The following is a 17,916-nucleotide window of genomic DNA, read 5'->3' as shown; positions in this document are numbered from 1 at the left end:
GTACGCGGTTTATGGACGGTCAGGCTGCACGCTTCAGCGGCAACTTGCCCAGCAGCGTGCGGGCGGCGGCCGCAGCGGACCTGGCGAGCCTGTTGGCATGGAAGACGGCGGGCCGCACCGGCACGACGAAGTCTCCCACCAGCTGGACCACTTCGCCGCCAAAGCCCTTCTTGAATTCGTAGCCGCCGTGGCCTTCCTCGTCCTGGCCGGAGATGCCGAAGGTGCCGTAGAAGTTGTACCGCGGGTATCCCTTCTCGAGGGCATGCAGCATCATTCCCCAGTACAGGGAGGTTGCGCCGTTGAAGTAGATGTAGTCCTGGACGGTGCCGCCGATGACGCACACCACCTCATCGCCGTAGCAAACGAAGTGGATGGCTGCCACGGTGGCCGTCCCCACGGAGTCGGGGAACCTTTCGATGTCCTTCAGGCTCCGCTCGTAGCTGTCCACCAGGTCCTGTACCACTTTGAGCCGGTTGGCCTTCTTTTTGCTGCCGGTCTCCTCCACCTCACGGCGGAGATCTGCTGCGGTGGCTGACTCCGTTTCCAGGCGCTCAGTGATGGATTTCCGGTAGGCCGGGATGTCGATCTTCGCCATCATCAGCTTGGTGAATTCCGGGGTGGTGGTCCGGAGCAGGTGTTCGTAGTAGGCGCGTTCGCGGTAGACGAATCCTTTTTCGTCACCGGCCCGGCTCAGGGCCCCGTAGAAGTCGTCCAGGGTGTCCAGGGTGGCCTGTTCCAGGAAGACGCCGTTCTTTTCCGCTTTGCGGATGGCTTTGCGCGTCCGGTAGCTGGTGCTCATGATCAGTTCTTCGGCGTCCTGGATGCCCACCAGGTTCTTGATGAACATCCAGTTGACGTTGACGAAGTTCATGTCCAGGCCCTGGTGCTTGAACCCCAGCCGTTCCAGGTCGGCCACCAGGGGCCGGTTGTCCTCGACGTCGGGGTGCTCGGCGCCGTCGGCGTCCCGGGCGATGTACCTGACGTTCGGCGAGATCCGCAGTTCAGCGGCTTTGCGGCCTGCCGCGTGCTTGCGGAGAAGCTCGACGACGGCGCCCACCAGGTTCCGGTCCGTGTAGTCCATAAGGGGGCCCTTGGCGCATTCACAGACGGTGTAGCCGAGGCGGTTTGTGGTGTAGTTGAGCTTTCCTGCCGCCACGAGTTCCCCATTGCGCCGGACTCCGAAGAGTTCCACCTGCTGGCCGCGTGCTCGCTGGAAACGGGCAAAATCAATGGACTGCAGGAAACTGTTCTGCGGGTGCTTCAGGGCGAAGGCCTCAAAGTCGGCGTCGCTGAGGTTGGCGTATTCAAGCCCGGTAGCGGCGGAAACTGGATTCAAGGGGTGACCTTCTTCTGGACTCTTCGCGGCCTGGTGGGCGCGCGATGGGCGGGCGGTGTTCGGGGCGGCCGGCACGCGGGCGTGCTGGTCCGGCGGGGGTCGCGGGAGCTTTGCGGTTCTGGCGGCTGCAGGTCAGTAGAACTGCTGGCCGGTCCGTGCGGTTTCAATCCGGCGGAAGATCTTTTCGCCGCCTTTGACCCAAAGCCGGTGCCGCAGCGGGGACAGGACGTAGTCGTGGCAGCCCACGAAGTCGGTCACTGTCTTGGTGAAGCTGGTCTTGAACATGCCCATTCCGTAAAGGTTGTGGGTCTTGTCCTTGATGCGCGCAGCTGGAGGCGTGCCGCAGAAGTCGTACTCGGTGCAGCCGAGTTCCTGCATCCGGCGGATGGCCGCCCATTGGACCAGGTGCGAGTCACCGTACTGTTTGCGGTTCTGGGTGGAACCGCCGTCCTTGTAGGTTGCCTTGGCACCGTAGTTGATGACGAATGCGCCCACGCTGGGCTTTCCGTCCTCGTAGGTGAAGAAGAAGTTGCCCTGGCCGCGGTTGCTGAACTCATCCCAGAACTGTGCGTAGTAATCGTAGCTCCGCAGGGGCATGGATCCCTTGGCGCTGACGGTGTTGACCATCAGGTCGTACAGGGCGCGGTAGGTTTCAGGTCCGGGTTCCTGCCGGACCACCTGGCAGCCTTCGCGTTCGGCACGCCGGATGGCATTGCGGGCGCGCGAGGAGATGGCTTTGAATACTGCCTCTTCGGAGCCGGAGATATCCAGCAGGGCGGTGGAGTCGTTGGACTGGATATTGGGCGCTTTCACCAGGTTGGCCGCGCGCAGTTCCTTCTGCACCTCGTCGGAGTCGATAATGTCCGGTTCCACTTTGATGGTGAAGACATTCAGCTTCCTGCCCCGGACAAACGCGGCAACGGATTCAAGGACGGGGCCGAGGTCCGCTGCATCGGCCAGGTCGGGGCCCTTGATCAGGTACCACAACCGTCCCAGGACGGGGAAGCTCTTCTCCAGCACCAGGTTGTAGCTGGAGTTTCCGGGGCTTTCCAGCACTAGGAACCGGACTTTCCAGCCGCTTCCGTTCTTGACCGATGCATAGGCGGCGGACTGCAGCATATTGCCGCCGTTCGGATTGGCCGTGACGTGCTTGTCCCAGTTTTCAATTTCCTCGGCGGTGGCAAAACGTGCGGTGAATTGTCGCAAGGGGGCCTTGTCCAATCGGGTCTGTGCGCGGTTTCGGTAGTTCTGGGTGCGTGCGGACATGCAGCCTCAAGTCTAAAGCCTGATGTGCTTCCGGCTTTTCGCCGACCGGCGGTGCACGGGCGGCATCCGCGTTCAGAATGCCCGCTTGACGCCGCTGTTGGCGGTCAACAAGGGTGTAGGCATGAGGCCGGATGGGGAAGAGACTACAGCCCGCACGGGGAGCGACGGACAGCCCTACAGCGCCGGGGTGCAGGTGGCCGCGCTTATCGGATTCCTGGTGGCGTCACTGTTGGTGGCGGCGCTGGGCGGCCTGGCCTCGGCGGCCAATGTCTCCGGCTGGTACGCCACCGCTGACAAGGCGCCCTGGTCCCCGCCCAACGGCGTGTTTGGTCCCGTCTGGACCGTCCTCTATGCGGCAATGGCTGTCGCAGCGTGGCTGGTCTGGCGCCGGCGGACCAGCAGGACACGTCCGGCAATGGCCGCCTACGCCGTCCAGCTGGTCCTCAATCTTGCCTGGACCCCCGCGTTTTTCGCCCTTTACCCCGCCCTTGGCACGCCGGCCCTGTGGCTGGGGCTGGCCATCATCCTTGCCCTGATCGCCGCCGTCGCAGTAACCGTTGTGTATTTTGGTCCCATCAGCCGCACGGCCGGGCTGCTCCTGCTGCCCTACGTGTCATGGCTGGTGTTTGCGGCCAGCCTGAACTGGTGGGCCGCGGCGCATAACTAAGCGATGGTCTCCGCGTGGCCTGTGGCGTCGCGTTGCCAGGTGGGGATCAGCATTCGACGACGTTGACGGCGAGGCCGCCCATGGCGGTTTCTTTGTATTTGGAGGACATGTCCTTGCCGGTTTCGCGCATGGTGATGATGACTTCGTCCAGGGACACGCGGTGGGTGCCGTCGCCCCAGAGCGCCATTTTCGCGGCGTTGATCGCTTTCGCGGCCGCGATCGCGTTCCGTTCGATGCAGGGGACCTGGACCAGCCCGCCGATCGGGTCACAGGTCAGGCCCAGGTTGTGTTCCATCGCGATTTCCGCGGCGTTCTCCACCTGCGCCGGGGTCCCGCCCATGACCTCGGCCAGGCCCGCGGCCGCCATCGAGGACGCCGACCCCACCTCGCCCTGGCAGCCGACCTCGGCCCCGGAGATCGAGGCCTGTTCCTTGTACAGCACCCCCACCGCGCCCGCGGCCAGCAGGAACCGCACCACCACCGCGTCCCGGTCCTCCTGGGTGGCTTTGTCCATGCCCGGGGCGAAATGCAGGGCGTAGAACAGCACCGCGGGGATGATCCCGGCCGCCCCGTTCGTCGGGGCGGTGACCACCCGCCCGCCGGAGGCGTTCTCCTCATTCACCGCCAACGCCACCAAATTAACCCACTCCTGCCAATACTTGGCATCGAACGGGCCCGCGTCCCACGCCGCATCCGTCTCCTCGACCGGGCCGCCCGCGGATTCCTTCTTCAACCGGTCGTACCAGTCAGGGGCGCGGCGGCGGACCTTCAACCCGCCCGGCAGCACCCCTTCCCGCCTCAACGAGGCGGCCACGCAGCCCTCCATCACCGACCAGATCTGCAGCAACCCCGCCCGGATCTGCTCCTCGTCCCGGGAGACTTTTTCGTTCACGAGCATCACGTCGGCGATGCCCAGCCCGGTCACCGCGCAGTGCCCCAGCAGCTCCGCCGCGGTCCGGAACGGCAGCGGCAGTTCCTGTTTGGACGCGTCCAGTTCCTGCTGCGCCGCGTCCTCCTCGCCCTCACGGACGATGAACCCGCCACCCACCGAGAAAAACGTCGCCGAATGCAGCACCTCCCCGGCCGCATCAGTGACCGTGAACGTCATCCCGTTCGTGTGCCGCGGCAACACCGTCAACGGCCGCAGCACCATATCCTTCACCCCGTACGGCAAGGCCACAGCACCGGCCAGGTTCAGCACCCCGGTCCCCGCGATCGACGCCAGCCGCTCCTCCACCTCGGCGGGCAGGATCAACTCCGGATGGAACCCCTCCAACCCCAACAAAACGGCGGTCATCGTCCCATGCCCATGACCCGTCGCCGCCAACGACCCATACAAATCAACCCGCAACCCCGCCACATCACCCAGGACACCCAGGCCCTTGAGCTCCTCAGCGAACACCGCAGCAGCCCGCATCGGCCCCACAGTATGAGACGACGAAGGCCCAATCCCGATCGAAAACAGGTCAAAGACTCCAACAGCCATAACGGGGTATTTCCTAACTAAATCTGGTTCGGTTGCCGCTCAACCCACTTCCTGTACGTCCTGTCAGCCTCGACACACCGGTCCATGCGCACCAGGGGCCGGCAGAGCCGGACCCGAAGCCGGCCACGGTGCGGTACAGGGCTTACTTTTGGCGTTTGTAGAACGGGAGGTCGACGACTTCGAATGGCTCCGCCTTGCCACGGAGGTCCACGTCGAGGGCGGTGCCGGGTGCCGAGTATTCGACGTCGACGTAGGCCATGGCGATGGGGTAGCCAAGGGTGGGCGACGGCTGGCCGGAGGTGACTTCGCCAACCGTGGCGCCGTCCTTGAGGACGGGGTAGTGCGCGCGTCCGGCGCGGCGGCCCTGGCCTTTGAGCCCAACGAGGCGGCGGCCGGAGGTGCTGCCGGCTCCGGCTTCCTTTTTGGCGGCCAGGGCGGCTTTGCCGACGAAGTCGCCTTCCTTGGAGAGCGCGACGACGGGGCCGAGGCCGGCGGCGAACGGGTCGCCCTGCAGCGACAGTTCGTTGCCGTACAGGGGCATTCCCGCTTCGAGGCGCAGGGAGTCACGGGAGGCGAGGCCTGCCGGGGTCAGTTCCCTGTCGTCGGCGACGGCGATCAGTGACTGCCACAGCGCGGGGGCATCGCCGTTGCCCACGAAGATTTCGAACCCGTCCTCACCCGTGTACCCGGTGCGCGCAAGCAGGAGTTCCTTTCCGGCGCCGCCTACCAGGAGCGGCACGCTGACGGCGGCGTAGTACTTCAGCTCAGTGACCAGTGCGTGCTGCGCGGCCGGGACCAGGCGCAGCAGGAGTTCCTGGGCCTTGGGGCCCTGGACGGCGATCAGCGACGTGCGGGCTGAGGCATCCTCCACTACAACATCGAACCCGGCGGCCCGTTCCTGCAGGGCAGCGGCCACCACGGTGGCATTGCCCGCGTTGGGGACCACCAGGAAGACGTCGGTGCCGTCCTGCGCGGCAGGGCGTCGGTAGGTGATGAGGTCGTCGACGATACCGCCGTCCTCATTGCAGATCAGCGAGTATTTTGCCTTGCCCACGGCCATGGCGGAGATCTTTCCCACCAGGGCGTAGTCCAGGAAGGCGGCGGCGCCGGGGCCGGTCACCCAGACCTCGCCCATGTGCGAGAGGTCGAACAGGCCGGCAGCCCGGCGCACGGCATGGTGTTCAGCAAGCTCCGAGCTGTACTTCAGCGGCATCTGCCACCCGCCGAAGTCCGTGAAGGAAGCTCCAAGCTTCTTGTGCTCGTCGTAAAGCGCGGTGTATTTCTCGGTCATGGCGCCGGTCCTTAGTTTTCGAAGTCTTCCAGCGGCGGGCAGGAGCAGATGAGGTTCCTGTCACCTGCGGCGCCGTCGATGCGTCCCACGGGCGGGAAGTACTTGTCCTGCTTGTGGTGGGCAGGGAACGCCGCCTGCTCCCGCGGGTAGGCGCGGTCCCAGCCAGAGCTGACGACGGCGGCCGCCGTGTGGGGTGCGCGGCGCAGGGGTGAATCCGCTACAGCAAAGTCGCCGTTGGCCACCTGGTCGATTTCCTTGCGGATGCTGATCATGGCCTCGATGAAGCGGTCGATCTCGGCCAGGTCCTCTGACTCGGTGGGCTCCACCATCAGCGTGCCCGCGACAGGGAACGAAAGGGTGGGGGCGTGGAAACCGAAGTCGATCAGCCGCTTGGCCACGTCCTCGGCCGTGACTCCCGTCTTCGCCGTGAGTTCGCGCAGGTCCAGGATGCACTCGTGCGCCACCAGCCCGCCTTCACCGGTGTAGAGGACCGGGAAGTATTCGTTCAGGCGGGACGCGACGTAGTTGGCCGCCAGCAGCGCGGACTTGGTGGCCTCGGTCAGGCCCTCACCGCCCATCAGCTTCACGTAGGCCCAGGAAATCGGCAGCACGCCGGCCGAACCGAACCGGGACGCCGAGATCGCCACACCGTGCCCGGCTTCGTGCGCCGCCTTGTTCGCGTCGCCCGGCATGAACGGTGCCAGGTGCGCCTTGGCGGCAACGGGCCCGACGCCGGGTCCCCCGCCGCCGTGCGGGATGCAGAAGGTCTTGTGCAGGTTCAGGTGGGACACGTCCCCGCCGAACTGGCCCGGCTGGGCCAGCCCTACCAGGGCGTTGAGGTTGGCGCCGTCGATGTAGACCTGGCCGCCGGCAGCATGCACAGCGTCACAGACTTCGCGGACATCCCCATCGTAGACACCGTGGGTGGAGGGGTAGGTGATCATGATGCAGGACAGGACGTCCTTGTTGGCCTCGATCTTGGCCGTCAGGTCGTCGTGGTCGATGGTGCCGTCGGCAGCCGTGGCAACCACCACCACCTTCATGCCCGCGAGCACGGCGGAGGCGGCGTTGGTGCCGTGCGCCGAGGCCGGGATCAGGCACACGTTGCGCTGCTGCTCGCCCCGGGAATGGTGGTAGCCGCGGATCGCGAGCAACCCGGCGAGCTCGCCCTGCGAGCCCGCGTTGGGCTGGATGGACACCTGGTCATACCCGGTGATCGTGGTCAGGTCCGCTTCCAGGCCGGCGATGAGTTCGCGCCAGCCTTCGGTCTGGGAGTCCGGGGCGAACGGGTGGATCGAGGCGAACTCCGGCCAGGAAATGGCTTCCATCTCGGCCGTGGCGTTCAGCTTCATGGTGCATGAACCCAGCGGGATCATGGTGCGGTCCAGCGCCAGGTCGCGGTCCGAGAGCTTGCGGATGTAACGCAGCAGCTGGGTTTCAGACCGGTGCGTGTTGAAGACCGGGTGCTGCAGGTAGTCGGAGGAACGCTCGACGGCGGCCTCCAGCCCAAAGCCCTGGACCTCGGCAACCGTGGCGCCAAAGACGTCGGCAACCTGGGCGACGATGGCCGCCGTCGTGGTTTCATCGAGGGCGATGCCTACGGTGTCGGCGTCGACGCTGCGCAGGTTGATGCCCCGCGCCTCGGCGTCGGCGATGATGCCAGCAGCCCGTCCGGGGACCCGGACCGTAAGGGTGTCGAAGAAGCTCGTGTGCAGCACCTCGACGCCGGCGGCCGCAAGCGAGGCCGCCAGGCTACGGGCGTGGCGGTGCGCCGTTTGGGCAATCGCCTTCAGTCCGTCGGGGCCGTGGTAAACGGCGTACATGGACGCAACGATGGCCAGCAGCGCCTGGGCGGTGCAGATGTTGGACGTGGCCTTCTCGCGGCGGATGTGCTGCTCGCGGGTCTGCAGGGCCAACCGGTAGGCAGGCGTGCCGGCGTCGTCCTTTGACACCCCAACCAGGCGGCCAGGCAAGGAACGCTCCAGGCCTTTGCGGACAGCCATGTAGGCGGCATGGGGGCCCCCAAAGAACAGCGGCACGCCAAAACGCTGGGCTGAGCCGACGGCAATGTCCGCGCCCTGCTCGCCCGGAGGTGTGATCAGTGTCAGGGCCAGCAGGTCCGCAGCGACCGTGACCAGCGCGCCCCGGTCCTTCGCTGCAGAGATCACCGCGGACTGGTCCCAGACGCGGCCGGAAGCGCCGGGCTGCTGCAGCACGATCCCGTTGATGTCGCCCTCGGGCAGGCCCTTGGACAGGTCGGCGACCTCCACCTCGAAGCCGAGCGCCTCCGCACGCCCCAGCACGATGGCGATGGTCTGCGGCAGCACGTCGATGTCCAGGACGGTCTTGCCGTCTGCCGCGGGCTTGGTCTTGTTGGCACGGCGCATCAGCAGCACGGCCTCGGCCACCGCCGTTGCTTCATCCAGCAGCGAAGCGTTGGCGATGGGCAGGCCCACAAGGTCCTGCACCATGGTCTGGAAGTTCAGCAGCGCCTCAAGCCGGCCCTGGGAAATCTCCGGCTGGTAGGGCGTGTAGGCGGTGTACCAGGCCGGGGATTCCAGGATGTTGCGGCGGATCACCGGCGGAGTCACGGTGTCGTAGTAGCCCTGGCCGATCAGCTGCACCGCCGTCTTGTTCTTGGCGGCAAGCTTCCGCAGTTCCGTGAGGACTTCAACCTCACTGAGGGCGTCCTGCAGGCGAAGGGCGGTGTCCTGGCGGATGACCTTGGGAACCGCGGTGTCCACAAGGGAATCGACCGAGTCGTAGCCCACGGCTTTGAGCATGGTGTCGACGTCGGCCTGGCGGCGCGCGCCGATATGGCGGTCTACGAAAGTGGTGGAGGCTGGGGTAACCGACACGAAGGAACTCCATTTACTCAGGCGGCGAAGGGTACGCCACAGCTATTCGGGTTCCTCCCCGCTCTGTATTGGACCTGAGAGTTTCCGCGTTCCCTGCCTGGGCAGGACCCGCTTGCACCGTCGGTGAGCACAACAGTCCCTACCTCTCCAAAAGAGAATAAGACTGCCTGCTGCTTTCCAGAGGTGCCTCGCCGCGGCGGTACGGGGGCCTGCGAGATTCCTGGGGAGGATTTGCTCCTACGGCGCCTGCCTGTACTTCCGGCAGAACTCTCCCGCCGCAGATCAAAGGCTATTCATTTGTTGGATCATGAAGGCCGGTGACAGCCCTCACAACTTTCTATTGTCCTACGCGGCAACCCCTCCCGGCAAATGACGGAGCTACCTGCGGAGCCGTTCCAGCGCGGCCAGGAGTTCCTCCACGTCAGCGGCCGCTCCCCCGGCCGGCGCAGGGGCCACGGACAGCATGGCGTTGAAGTACAGGCCGTCCCCCATATAGAGGACTGCCTTGGCCAGCCCAGGTCCCACATCCGCAGCAATTTCGTCCAGCCAGCGCTGCTGGATGGCCGCGAAGCGGCGCCGCGTCTCCTCGTGGGCCACCTCTGCAAGCCGGGTGGCGGCCACGATGGCACGGTCCAAAGGGGTATCCGCCCAGACCGAGGAACGGATGAAGTAGGCCGCGGCGCCTTCAGCTGCCGACGCCATGGCATCGGCATCCTCGCCCGCCAGGCCCTCCAGGCGGTCGAGCAACACGGCAATCATGGCTTCCTTGTTGGGAAAGTGGTAGAGGAGGCCGCCTTTGGATACGCCGGCCCTGCGCGCCACGGCATCGAGGGTGGCCGCCCGCTCACCCACTTCAATCAGCAGGGACTCGAAGGCGTCAAGGACCGCGTCACGGGCAACAGGCTTTCGGGGCATGCCCTCCATCATGCCCTCCCCCGTGCAGGAATAAGGAAAACCGTCGCATTTTTAAACTATACCGTCCGGACGGTATAGTTATCTCATGACCACTTCCATCGAGAGTTCTGCAACCGGGCAGGCAAGCAGCACTTCCGTGCGTCCTCCGTGGCGCGACTGGCTGGCGCTGGGGCTGCTGATGTTTCCCGTGCTGCTGGTGGCGGTGGACAACACCGCACTGACGTTCGCGCTGCCGGCCATCGCCCGGGCCCTGGAACCCACAGGCGTGCAGCTGCTGTGGATCGTTGACGCCTACCCCCTGGTGCTGGCCGGGCTGCTGGTATCAATGGGAAGCCTCGGCGACCGGATTGGGCGGCGGAGGCTGCTCATCCTTGGCAGCATCGGCTTTGCCGCGCTGTCCGTTGCGACGGCTTTTGCACCCGCGCCGGAATGGCTCATCGCCGGCCGCGCCGCCCTGGGATTCTTCGGCGCCATGCTGATGCCGTCCACCTTGTCGCTGATCCGCAACATTTTCCCCGAGCCCAATCGCCGCAGGCTGGCCGTCGCCATCTGGGCCGCCGGATTCTCCGGCGGCGCGGCCCTGGGTCCGATCTTCGGCGGCTGGCTGGTGGAGCACTTCTGGTGGGGTGCCGTCTTCCTGGTGGCGGTCCCCCTCATGGTCCCCCTGCTGGCGTTTGGACCGGCCCTCATCCCGGAATCGAAGGATCCGGCACCCGGCAAGGTGGACATCCCCAGCATCCTGCTCTCCATGCTGGTCATGGTGCCCGTTGTCTACGGGATCAAGGCAGTTGCCACCGAAGGTCCAGGGGCGGCAGGTCTGGGCGCCATCGCCTTCGGCCTGGCCATGGGGGCGGTGTTCGTGCAGCGGCAGCAGCGGCTGGCGCACCCCCTGCTGGACATGTCCCTGTTCCGGAACAGGGTGTTCAGCATGGCCATCAGCGCCAACATCCTTGCCCTGTTCTCCTTCAACGGCTTCATCCTGTTCCTCGCCCAGCACCTCCAACTCCTCGAGGGAATGACGCCGTCCGCAGCGGGCGTTGCCATGATCCCGGCACTGGCCGCCACGGTGGTGGCCGGCCTGGTGGTGGTGCCGCTGGTCCGCAAGGTCCGCCCGGGATACGTGGTGGCTGCGGGGTTGGCGTTCAGTGCCACCGGCTACACCATGGTGGCATTCGGGAATCACGACGGCGGCCCCTCGCTGCTGCTGGCAGCCCTGCTGGTCCTTGCACTGGGCGTGGGTACGGCCGAAACCATCTCCAACGACCTCATCCTCGGGTCCGCGCCGCCGGAGAAGTCAGGCGCTGCCGCGGCAATCTCCGAGACCGGCTACGAGGTGGGGTCGCTGCTGGGCACGGCGGTACTGGGCTCCATCCTGACGGCGTCCTACCAGCAGAACCTGCGGCTGCCCGCAGGCCTTGACGGCATGCTGCCCGGCTCCTCCCTGCACAGCGCGAGGGAAACACTTGCCGGCGCAGTGGAAGCAGCAAACCTGCTGCCCGCTTCCCTGTCGGACACCGTCCGGGACGCTGCGGCGTCAGCGTTTGATTCCGGCGTGCACATCACTGCGGCAATTGGGCTGGTACTGATGGCGACGGCGGCAGTCCTCGCCGCCGTCGTGCTGCGGAAGGTGCCGAAAGCGGCCTAACCAAGCGAAACAAAAAGGGCGCCTGGTACCGGATTAATTCCGATACCAGGCGCCCAAAGGGTCCAGGCGGGTGGCTGCCGGCTACTTGGAGTCGGCGGCTGTGACCTTGGCGGTCGGCTTCATGTTTTCAGCCTGTACCATCCAGGCAAACTGCTCCAGCCGGGCAATGAACTCGTGCAGGAGGTCCGCGGAGGTGGGATCCTCCTCGTCCACCTCGTCATGGACTTTGCGCATGGTGCCCACGGCGGCTTCCATGGCAGCAACGATCCGCTCGATGGCATCCGTAGTGCTGATCAGCCCTTCAGGGAACTGGGCCAGGCTGGTGGTTTCGGCAACGGTGGAGCTGCGGCCGTCCGGGAGTGCATGCAGGGCGCGCATTCGTTCGGCTGTGTCGTCGGCGAACTGGCGGGCAGCGTCGACGATCTCATCAAGCTGCAGGTGCAGGTCGCGGAAGTTGGTGCCCACGATGTTCCAGTGCGCCTGCTTGCCCTGGACGTGCAGTTCGATCAGGTCGGCCAGGACAGCCTGCAGATTGTTGGTCAGTGTCGGTGAAGCTTTCATGCGTCCTCCTCAAGTGGTCCAATACGGCCGACGCTACCAGCCGAGCACCTAGCGGCGGCAGGGCTTTCGGCAATTTCTCAGTGAGCTTACTAATTTGGAAAGGAAGTCATAAACGAATGTGATTCATATTGCGTCTTGCATCACAGGTCCGGCACCCCCATACTAAATGAACGCCATTCATATAGTGACCTCCGTCTCACAGCCTTCCAGAAAGTGGTGCCATGACAGAGACAATCCGCACCAGTACGGCCAAACCCGGTCCGCACGCCCACGCCCCGTCCGCGGACGGCGTCAGCGCCAAAGGCCTCAAGGGCGGGCAGCTCGGGCTCCTCGCCGTCGTCGTCCTGGGCATTTCAACCATCGCCCCCGCCTACACCCTCACCAGCGCACTCGGACCCACCGTCAATGAAGCCGGACTCCAGTTGCCAGTCATCTTCCTGATCGGGTTCATCCCCATGATCCTGGTCTCGCTCGCCTACCGGGAGCTCAATGCCGACTCCCCGGACAGCGGCACAACCTTCACCTGGGTGACCAAAGCCTTCGGCCCCTGGGTCGGCTGGATGGGCGGCTGGGGCCTGCTGGCCGCCAACATCATCGTGCTGTCCAACCTGGCCGGCGTCGCCGTCGACTTCTTCTACCTCTTCCTGTCCCAGCTCACCGGCTCACCGGAACTGGCAGACCTGGCCGGCAACAAAGCGTTGAACGTCCTGACCTGCTTCGTGTTCGTGGCGCTGGCTGTTTGGGTCAGCTACCGCGGGCTGCACACCACCAAGGTGGTGCAGTACGGCCTGGTGGGCTTCCAGCTTCTGGTCCTGGGCCTGTTCGTCGCCATGGCCTTCGCCAACTGGTCCACGTCCGAAACGGCCATCCCGTTCAGCTGGGACTGGTTCGACGTCACGAAGATCGAGACGTTCGGCCAGATTGCCGCCGGCATCTCGCTGTCGATCTTCGTGTACTGGGGCTGGGATGTGTGCCTCACGGTCAACGAGGAAACAGCGAACGGCCAGAAGACGGCCGGACTGGCCGGCACCCTGACCGCCGTCATCGTCCTGGCCATCTACCTCCTGGTCAGCATCGCCACCATGATGTTCGCCGGCGTCGGGGACACCGGCAACGGCCTGAACAACGCCGACAACCAAGAGAACATCTTCACGGCCCTGGCCTCCCCCATCATGGGCCCCTTCGCCATCCTGATGTCCCTCGCCGTGCTGTCCAGTTCCGCGGCCTCCCTCCAGTCCACGTTCATGTCGCCGTCCCGAAGCCTGCTGGCCATGGCGCACTACGGCGCCCTGCCTGAACCGTTCAGCCGGATCAGCAGGAAGTTCGCGACGCCGGGCTACGCCACCATCGCCGCCGGCATCCTGTCCGCCGGGTTCTACGCGGTGATGCACGTGGTCAGCGAAAACGTCCTGAATGACACCATCCTGGCCCTGGGTCTGATGATCTGCTTCTACTACGGCCTCACCGCGCTGGCCTGCACCTGGTACTTCCGCCACAGCCTGTTCAACAGCACCCGCCACTTCCTGCTGCGGCTGGTATGCCCGGTGGTGGGCGGCGTGGGCCTGTTCGTGGTGTTCGTCCAGACCGCCGTGGACAGCCTGGCGCCGGAGTTCGGCAGTGGTTCCGAGGTCTTCGGCGTGGGCCTGGTGTTCATCCTGGGCATCGGCATCCTGGCCCTGGGCGCCGTCGTCATGCTGGTCATGTCCCGCACGCACCCCGGCTTCTTCCGCGGCGAAACCCTCAAGCGGGACACCCCCGCGCTGGTAGTGCCGGAATAGATCGCTGGAGGCCGCCACAACGCTGCCTGAACGAAAAAGGTGCCGTGCCCCCATCAGGGGCACGGCACCTTTTTCGTTTTCACCAGTAGTGCGCCACGTCGATCACCAGGCGCGAGCCCGGGCCGGGACCGGCCAGGGTGAAGACCCGGAACGGCAGGCGGGCCCGGACGCCCAGACCGAGGCTTGTGTACCCCTCGAAGCTTCCGGCCGAAACCACCTGGCGGAACGTCTGGTAGCCGGCCACGTTGCTGAGTTCAGCCTTGTCCGCCGGGTTGTAGGTGGGGTTGCCGTTCTGGTCGTAGGACGGCGCCTTGATGCTGATATGCAGGCGCGCGCCGCCCCGTACCGGGATGAAGGCCCCGGAGCCTTCCTGCTCAATCCGCGGCACATACTGCACCGTGTAGGACACGGCGGGCCCGTTGAGGTCCACCACCAGCCGGTCGAAGCAGTAGTGCTGCCCGGTCCGGACATTGGTGACCGATGCGGTCCCCGTATCCTGCCCGGTCTTCGCAAGGGAGCCCCATGTGAGGCCGCAGTAGGGCGCCGCCGAGGCGGGCGCCTGGACCACGATTCCCAGCCCGGAAGCCAACAGGATTGCCGCGAGCCAGGTGAGGAACTTCTTCATAGCAGTGCCATCCACGACTAAAGACCATTGGATGCTTCCAGCGTAGGAGTGTCCGGACCGGGAAACGAGGGGGCATTTTGATAACGACGGCGTCCGGGGACAAAGCAGCGCCGGCCACCTCGGGGAGGTGGCCGGCGCCGGCAAAAATCAGGAAGACACTCAGCCTTCGCAGTCGCGGCAGTACTTCAGGCCGTCCTTTTCACGGGCAACCTGGGAGCGGTGCCGGACCAGGAAGCACGACGAGCAGGTGAACTCATCGGACTGCTCGGGAACCACAATGACGGTCAGTTCCTCATTGGACAGATCGGCGCCGGGCAGGTCGATGCCTTCAGCGGTGTCGTTCTCGTCGACATCGATAACCGCGGTCTGCGCGTTGCCGCCCCGTGACGCCTGGAGGGCCTCGAGAGAGTCGGCCGGCGACTCTTCTTCCTGCTTGCGTGGAGCATCGTAATCGGTAGCCATAGCGTGTTCACTTTCGTTGCTGCGCAGCGCCATTTCAGGCACCTCAGTGCAGCAGTTTAGGGCATTATCGCGCTACCGGCGCAATAGTGTGGCTAAGCAGACATTCTGCCGCTTCCGCCCGCTGTTCCTGCATGCCCGGACCGGGCCTGGTCGGCACCGAGGGACACTCCGCTCAAGGCCGGAAGCCAGCCCCACCGGGTGGCGTCGGCCATGGCGCCGGCGGCACTGGACTCGGATTCGTAGGTGAAGGTGTCCAGCAGCCAGTCGCGGAGTCGGATGAGCAGGGTAGCCGTCATGCACTGAAAACTACGCAGCGATTGTTGTGGCCACGTTTCGCGCCGGTCTCCCCCGGATTAAATCAGCTGCCGGCAGGATCTCCGGCCGGATTCGGCAGGCGGGTTCTTCAGGCGGGCGGTGCCGTGCTGCTGCGCAGGACGAGTTCCGGCTCCACGACAAGTGTCCGGGGTCCTTCCGCGCCGCTGAACGCCGTCAACATCATCTGCATGCACCGCCGGCCCAGTTCCTCGAAGTCCTGCCGGACCACCGTCAGCGGCGGACTGAAATAGCCGGCCTCGGGCTGGTCGTCGAAGCCCACCACGGACACGTCCTGCGGCACTTTGATGCCGGCCTCGGTCAGGGCGCGCAGGACTCCCAGGGCCATCTGGTCGTTGCCCACGAAGAGGGCGGTGGCCCGGCGGGTGGCCGCGATCCGTCGGCCGATGGCGTAGCCGCTGCCGGCGCTCCAGTCACCTTCGATGATCAGGTCCGCCTCGAGTCCTGCGGAGGCAAGGGTGGACCGCCAGCCGTCGGCACGCGCCACGGCATCGATCCAGTCCTGCGGGCCCGCGACGTGCCCGATCCTGACGTGCCCCTGCCCAATGAGGTGCCGCACGGCGAGTTCGGCCCCGCGGCGCTGGTCCACCCTGACGCCGCCAACAGTGTCATTCCCCTCGGGTCCAACGGCCACCACCGGGACCCCGATGGGAAGTTCCGCCAGGGCGGCCAGCGTCTCAAGGTGCGGAACGATCACCACGATGCCGTCCACCGACTGGTCCAGGAAGTGCCTGACGGCGTCCAGGATCGCGTCCCGGCTGACCTCCCGCAACGCGGCGACGCTGACGAAATATCCGGCGTCCCTCGCAGCGCGTTCCACGCCCAGCAATGTATTGGCAGGACCGTACTGGGAGAGCTCGCTGCCCAGGACGCCTATGGTCTGCGAGCGCCGGGTGACCAGGCTCCGGGCTGCGGTGTTGCGGCGGTAGCCGAGCCGGGCTATCACCGCTTCCACTTTTTCCCGCGTCCCCGGGCTCACGTTGGGGTGGTTGTTGACCACCCGTGACACGGTCTGGTGTGAGACCCCGGCCAGCTCCGCCACGTCCTCAAGCCTCGGCAGCCGGCGTGGTTTGCCGTGCGTCACGGGGTTGTTGTCCGTGGCGGGCGCCGGGAGCTCAGCCGTGCCATTGGATCAGATCCCGCCTGCCAGCTTGTAGTAGGCGGCGTTCCAGTTCAGGTCCTTCTTGAACTGCCGGATGGTGGTGTCGTGGTCAATGGTCAGCAGTTCGGTTTTGGCGATCTCGGCGAAGTCTTCGAACACGTCCATGCCCACCTGGGTGGAGAGCACGGTGTGGTGGGCTGCGCCGGCTGTGAGCCAGGCGGCGGCGGAGGTTGCGAAGTCCGGCTTCGGCTGCCACAGGGCGCGGGCCACGGGCAGGTTTGGCAGCGGCTGGTCCAGGGGAACCACGTCGACGGCGTTGGCCACCAGGCGGAAACGGTCCCGCATGTCGGACAGGGCGACGACGACGCCCGGGGAGGCATCGGCGTCGAACACCAGGCGGACCGGGTCCTCCTTGCCGCCGATGCCCAGCGGGTGGATTTCCAGGCGCGGCTTCGACGCCGTGAGGGAGGGGCAAACTTCCAGCATGTGGGCGCCCAGGATCTTCTCGGACCCGGGCTCCAGGTGGTACGTGTAGTCCTCCATCAGGGACGCACCGCCGGGCAGGCCGGCACCCATCACCTTCGCGGCGCGCACCAGGATGGCGGTCTTCCAGTCGCCTTCGGCGCCGAACCCGTACCCGGCGGCCATGAGCCGCTGCACGGCGAGGCCGGGAAGCTGCCGCAGCGCGCCCAGGTCCTCGAAGGAGGTGGTGAACGCGGCGGAGCCATTGGCTTCGAGGAAGCTGCGCAGGCCCAGCTCGATCCGGGCGCCGTACCGCAGCGATTCATGCCTGGCCGCGCCTGCGCGGAGCTCCGGCACCACGTCGTAAAGGTCCGTATATTCCGCCACCAGTGCGTCGACGTCGGCCTCCGCCGCGCCGTGCACGGCGTCCGCGAGCTCATTGACGGACCAGGTGTTCACGGCGACGCCGAAGCGCAGCTCCGCCTCGGTCTTGTCGCCTTCGGTGACGGCGACGTTGCGCATGTTGTCCCCGAAGCGTGTCAGCTTAAGGGTGCGGACGGCGGCCCAGCCGGCGGCGGCGCGCTGCCAGGAGCCCACCTGGCGTGCCACCTCGGGGTTGGAGACATGCCCGACGACGGTCTTCCGGGCGATGCCCAGCCGGGACTGGATGTACCCGAACTCGCGGTCGCCGTGCGCGGCCTGGTTCAGGTTCATGAAGTCGAAGTCGATGTCCGCCCACGGCAGGTCCCGGATGGCCTGGGTGTGCAGGTGCAGCAGGGGCTTACGCAGCAGGTCCAGGCCCTGGATCCACATCTTGGCCGGGCTGAACGTGTGCATCCAGGCGGTCACACCGATCACGGAATCATCGGCGTTCGCCTCCAGGGCGGTGCGCCGGATGGCATCCGAATCGGTGAGGACCGGCTTCCAGACGATCTTGACCGGGACGGCGGAATTGGCGTTGAGCTGGTTGGCGATCTCCTGCGACTGGGCGGCCACCTGCTTGAGGACCTCCTCCCCGTACAGGTGCTGGCTGCCGGTGAGGAACCAGACCTCGTAGCCGTCGAGGGAGGTGCTTGCTGCGGTGCTCATGGATTCTCCTGGGAAGTTGTGTAATGACGGCGCCGTGGAT

General features: G+C 65.9%; 15 protein-coding genes and 2 riboswitches. Of the genes, 3 read left to right on the top strand and 12 right to left on the bottom strand.

The annotated features are described in order from the left end of the window. Positions 1–19: 19 nt before the first annotated feature. Together LDO14_RS04045 and LDO14_RS04040 are read right to left on the bottom strand one after the other, a co-directional pair. Positions 20–1,336: a peptidoglycan bridge formation glycyltransferase FemA/FemB family protein gene (locus LDO14_RS04045; RefSeq protein WP_018769527.1), complete on the bottom strand. Its 1,317-nt coding sequence runs from the start codon at positions 1,334–1,336 to the stop codon at positions 20–22. A gap of 132 nt (positions 1,337–1,468) precedes the next feature. Beyond that, the gene (locus tag LDO14_RS04040; RefSeq protein ID WP_056389176.1) at positions 1,469–2,602 is read right to left on the bottom strand and encodes a peptidoglycan bridge formation glycyltransferase FemA/FemB family protein; all 1,134 of its coding nucleotides are present in this window, start codon (positions 2,600–2,602) and stop codon (positions 1,469–1,471) included. A gap of 121 nt (positions 2,603–2,723) precedes the next feature. On the opposite strand from LDO14_RS04040, the gene LDO14_RS04035 reads away from it, so the two are divergent. Continuing rightward, complete coding sequence (locus LDO14_RS04035; RefSeq protein WP_056389195.1) at positions 2,724–3,269, top strand: TspO/MBR family protein; 546 nt, start codon at positions 2,724–2,726, stop codon at positions 3,267–3,269. Positions 3,270–3,315: 46 nt separating this feature from the next. Here LDO14_RS04035 and LDO14_RS04030 read toward each other — a convergent pair whose 3' ends face one another. The 4 genes from LDO14_RS04030 to LDO14_RS04015 form a co-directional block, all read right to left on the bottom strand. Further along, positions 3,316–4,755: an L-serine ammonia-lyase gene (locus LDO14_RS04030; protein ID WP_223993875.1), complete on the bottom strand. Its 1,440-nt coding sequence runs from the start codon at positions 4,753–4,755 to the stop codon at positions 3,316–3,318. Between the two features lie 142 nt (positions 4,756–4,897). Further along, the gene (gene gcvT, locus LDO14_RS04025) at positions 4,898–6,046 is read right to left on the bottom strand and encodes a glycine cleavage system aminomethyltransferase GcvT (protein ID WP_223993867.1); all 1,149 of its coding nucleotides are present in this window, start codon (positions 6,044–6,046) and stop codon (positions 4,898–4,900) included. A gap of 11 nt (positions 6,047–6,057) precedes the next feature. Continuing rightward, positions 6,058–8,904, bottom strand: coding sequence for an aminomethyl-transferring glycine dehydrogenase (gcvP, locus tag LDO14_RS04020; RefSeq protein ID WP_223993865.1), 2,847 nt, complete (start codon positions 8,902–8,904; stop codon positions 6,058–6,060). A 53-nt stretch (positions 8,905–8,957) separates the two neighbouring features. Further along, a riboswitch (glycine riboswitch) is annotated at positions 8,958–9,065 on the bottom strand. 26 nt (positions 9,066–9,091) lie between these two features. Next, positions 9,092–9,189: riboswitch (glycine riboswitch) on the bottom strand. Between the two features lie 93 nt (positions 9,190–9,282). Next, entirely contained in the window at positions 9,283–9,819 is a 537-nt protein-coding gene (locus tag LDO14_RS04015; RefSeq protein WP_018772028.1) for a TetR/AcrR family transcriptional regulator, read from the bottom strand. A gap of 85 nt (positions 9,820–9,904) precedes the next feature. Between LDO14_RS04015 and LDO14_RS04010 the strand changes: the two genes are divergently transcribed. Beyond that, entirely contained in the window at positions 9,905–11,464 is a 1,560-nt protein-coding gene (locus LDO14_RS04010) for an MFS transporter (RefSeq protein WP_223993863.1), read from the top strand. A gap of 81 nt (positions 11,465–11,545) precedes the next feature. Here the strand turns inward: LDO14_RS04010 and LDO14_RS04005 are convergent, their stop codons facing one another. Continuing rightward, a complete protein-coding gene (locus LDO14_RS04005; protein WP_018772030.1) occupies positions 11,546–12,025 on the bottom strand; it encodes a DNA starvation/stationary phase protection protein in 480 nt (159 codons plus the stop codon). Between the two features lie 221 nt (positions 12,026–12,246). On the opposite strand from LDO14_RS04005, the gene LDO14_RS04000 reads away from it, so the two are divergent. Next, entirely contained in the window at positions 12,247–13,803 is a 1,557-nt protein-coding gene (locus LDO14_RS04000; protein WP_018772031.1) for an APC family permease, read from the top strand. Positions 13,804–13,882: 79 nt separating this feature from the next. Here LDO14_RS04000 and LDO14_RS03995 read toward each other — a convergent pair whose 3' ends face one another. The 5 genes from LDO14_RS03995 to araA form a co-directional block, all read right to left on the bottom strand. Further along, positions 13,883–14,428, bottom strand: a complete 546-nt coding sequence (locus LDO14_RS03995) for a hypothetical protein (RefSeq protein ID WP_018772032.1) — start codon at positions 14,426–14,428, stop codon at positions 13,883–13,885. A gap of 159 nt (positions 14,429–14,587) precedes the next feature. Further along, positions 14,588–14,890, bottom strand: a complete 303-nt coding sequence (locus LDO14_RS03990; RefSeq protein WP_026266196.1) for a DUF4193 domain-containing protein — start codon at positions 14,888–14,890, stop codon at positions 14,588–14,590. Between the two features lie 92 nt (positions 14,891–14,982). Next, positions 14,983–15,186, bottom strand: coding sequence for a hypothetical protein (locus tag LDO14_RS03985; RefSeq protein WP_018772034.1), 204 nt, complete (start codon positions 15,184–15,186; stop codon positions 14,983–14,985). A 107-nt stretch (positions 15,187–15,293) separates the two neighbouring features. Then, positions 15,294–16,307, bottom strand: a complete 1,014-nt coding sequence (locus LDO14_RS03980) for a LacI family DNA-binding transcriptional regulator (protein WP_018772035.1) — start codon at positions 16,305–16,307, stop codon at positions 15,294–15,296. Positions 16,308–16,355: 48 nt separating this feature from the next. Continuing rightward, positions 16,356–17,876 carry an L-arabinose isomerase gene (gene araA, locus LDO14_RS03975; protein ID WP_018772036.1) on the bottom strand — a complete coding sequence of 507 codons (1,521 nt, stop codon included), beginning with the start codon at positions 17,874–17,876 and terminating at the stop codon, positions 16,356–16,358. Positions 17,877–17,916 lie beyond the last annotated feature (40 nt).

Origin of the sequence: Arthrobacter sp. NicSoilB11 (assembly GCF_019977375.1) — a bacterium.
Lineage (GTDB): Bacteria > Actinomycetota > Actinomycetes > Actinomycetales > Micrococcaceae > Arthrobacter.
The sequence above is the reverse complement of the archived record's forward strand: the minus strand, read 5'-3'. Positions and strand labels throughout refer to the sequence as shown.

Excerpts from the sequence above, each read along its gene's own strand:
- LDO14_RS04040 (WP_056389176.1), bottom strand. The coding sequence starts at position 2,602 with ATGTCCGCACGCACCCAGAACTACCGAAACCGCGCACAGACCCGATTG.
- LDO14_RS04035 (WP_056389195.1), top strand. The coding sequence starts at position 2,724 with ATGAGGCCGGATGGGGAAGAGACTACAGCCCGCACGGGGAGCGACGGA.
- LDO14_RS04030 (WP_223993875.1), bottom strand. The coding sequence starts at position 4,755 with ATGGCTGTTGGAGTCTTTGACCTGTTTTCGATCGGGATTGGGCCTTCG.
- gcvT (WP_223993867.1), bottom strand. The coding sequence starts at position 6,046 with ATGACCGAGAAATACACCGCGCTTTACGACGAGCACAAGAAGCTTGGA.
- LDO14_RS04015 (WP_018772028.1), bottom strand. The coding sequence starts at position 9,819 with ATGCCCCGAAAGCCTGTTGCCCGTGACGCGGTCCTTGACGCCTTCGAG.
- LDO14_RS04010 (WP_223993863.1), top strand. The coding sequence starts at position 9,905 with ATGACCACTTCCATCGAGAGTTCTGCAACCGGGCAGGCAAGCAGCACT.
- LDO14_RS04005 (WP_018772030.1), bottom strand. The coding sequence starts at position 12,025 with ATGAAAGCTTCACCGACACTGACCAACAATCTGCAGGCTGTCCTGGCC.
- LDO14_RS04000 (WP_018772031.1), top strand. The coding sequence starts at position 12,247 with ATGACAGAGACAATCCGCACCAGTACGGCCAAACCCGGTCCGCACGCC.
- LDO14_RS03995 (WP_018772032.1), bottom strand. The coding sequence starts at position 14,428 with ATGAAGAAGTTCCTCACCTGGCTCGCGGCAATCCTGTTGGCTTCCGGG.
- LDO14_RS03990 (WP_026266196.1), bottom strand. The coding sequence starts at position 14,890 with ATGGCTACCGATTACGATGCTCCACGCAAGCAGGAAGAAGAGTCGCCG.
- LDO14_RS03985 (WP_018772034.1), bottom strand. The coding sequence starts at position 15,186 with ATGACGGCTACCCTGCTCATCCGACTCCGCGACTGGCTGCTGGACACC.
- araA (WP_018772036.1), bottom strand. The coding sequence starts at position 17,876 with ATGAGCACCGCAGCAAGCACCTCCCTCGACGGCTACGAGGTCTGGTTC.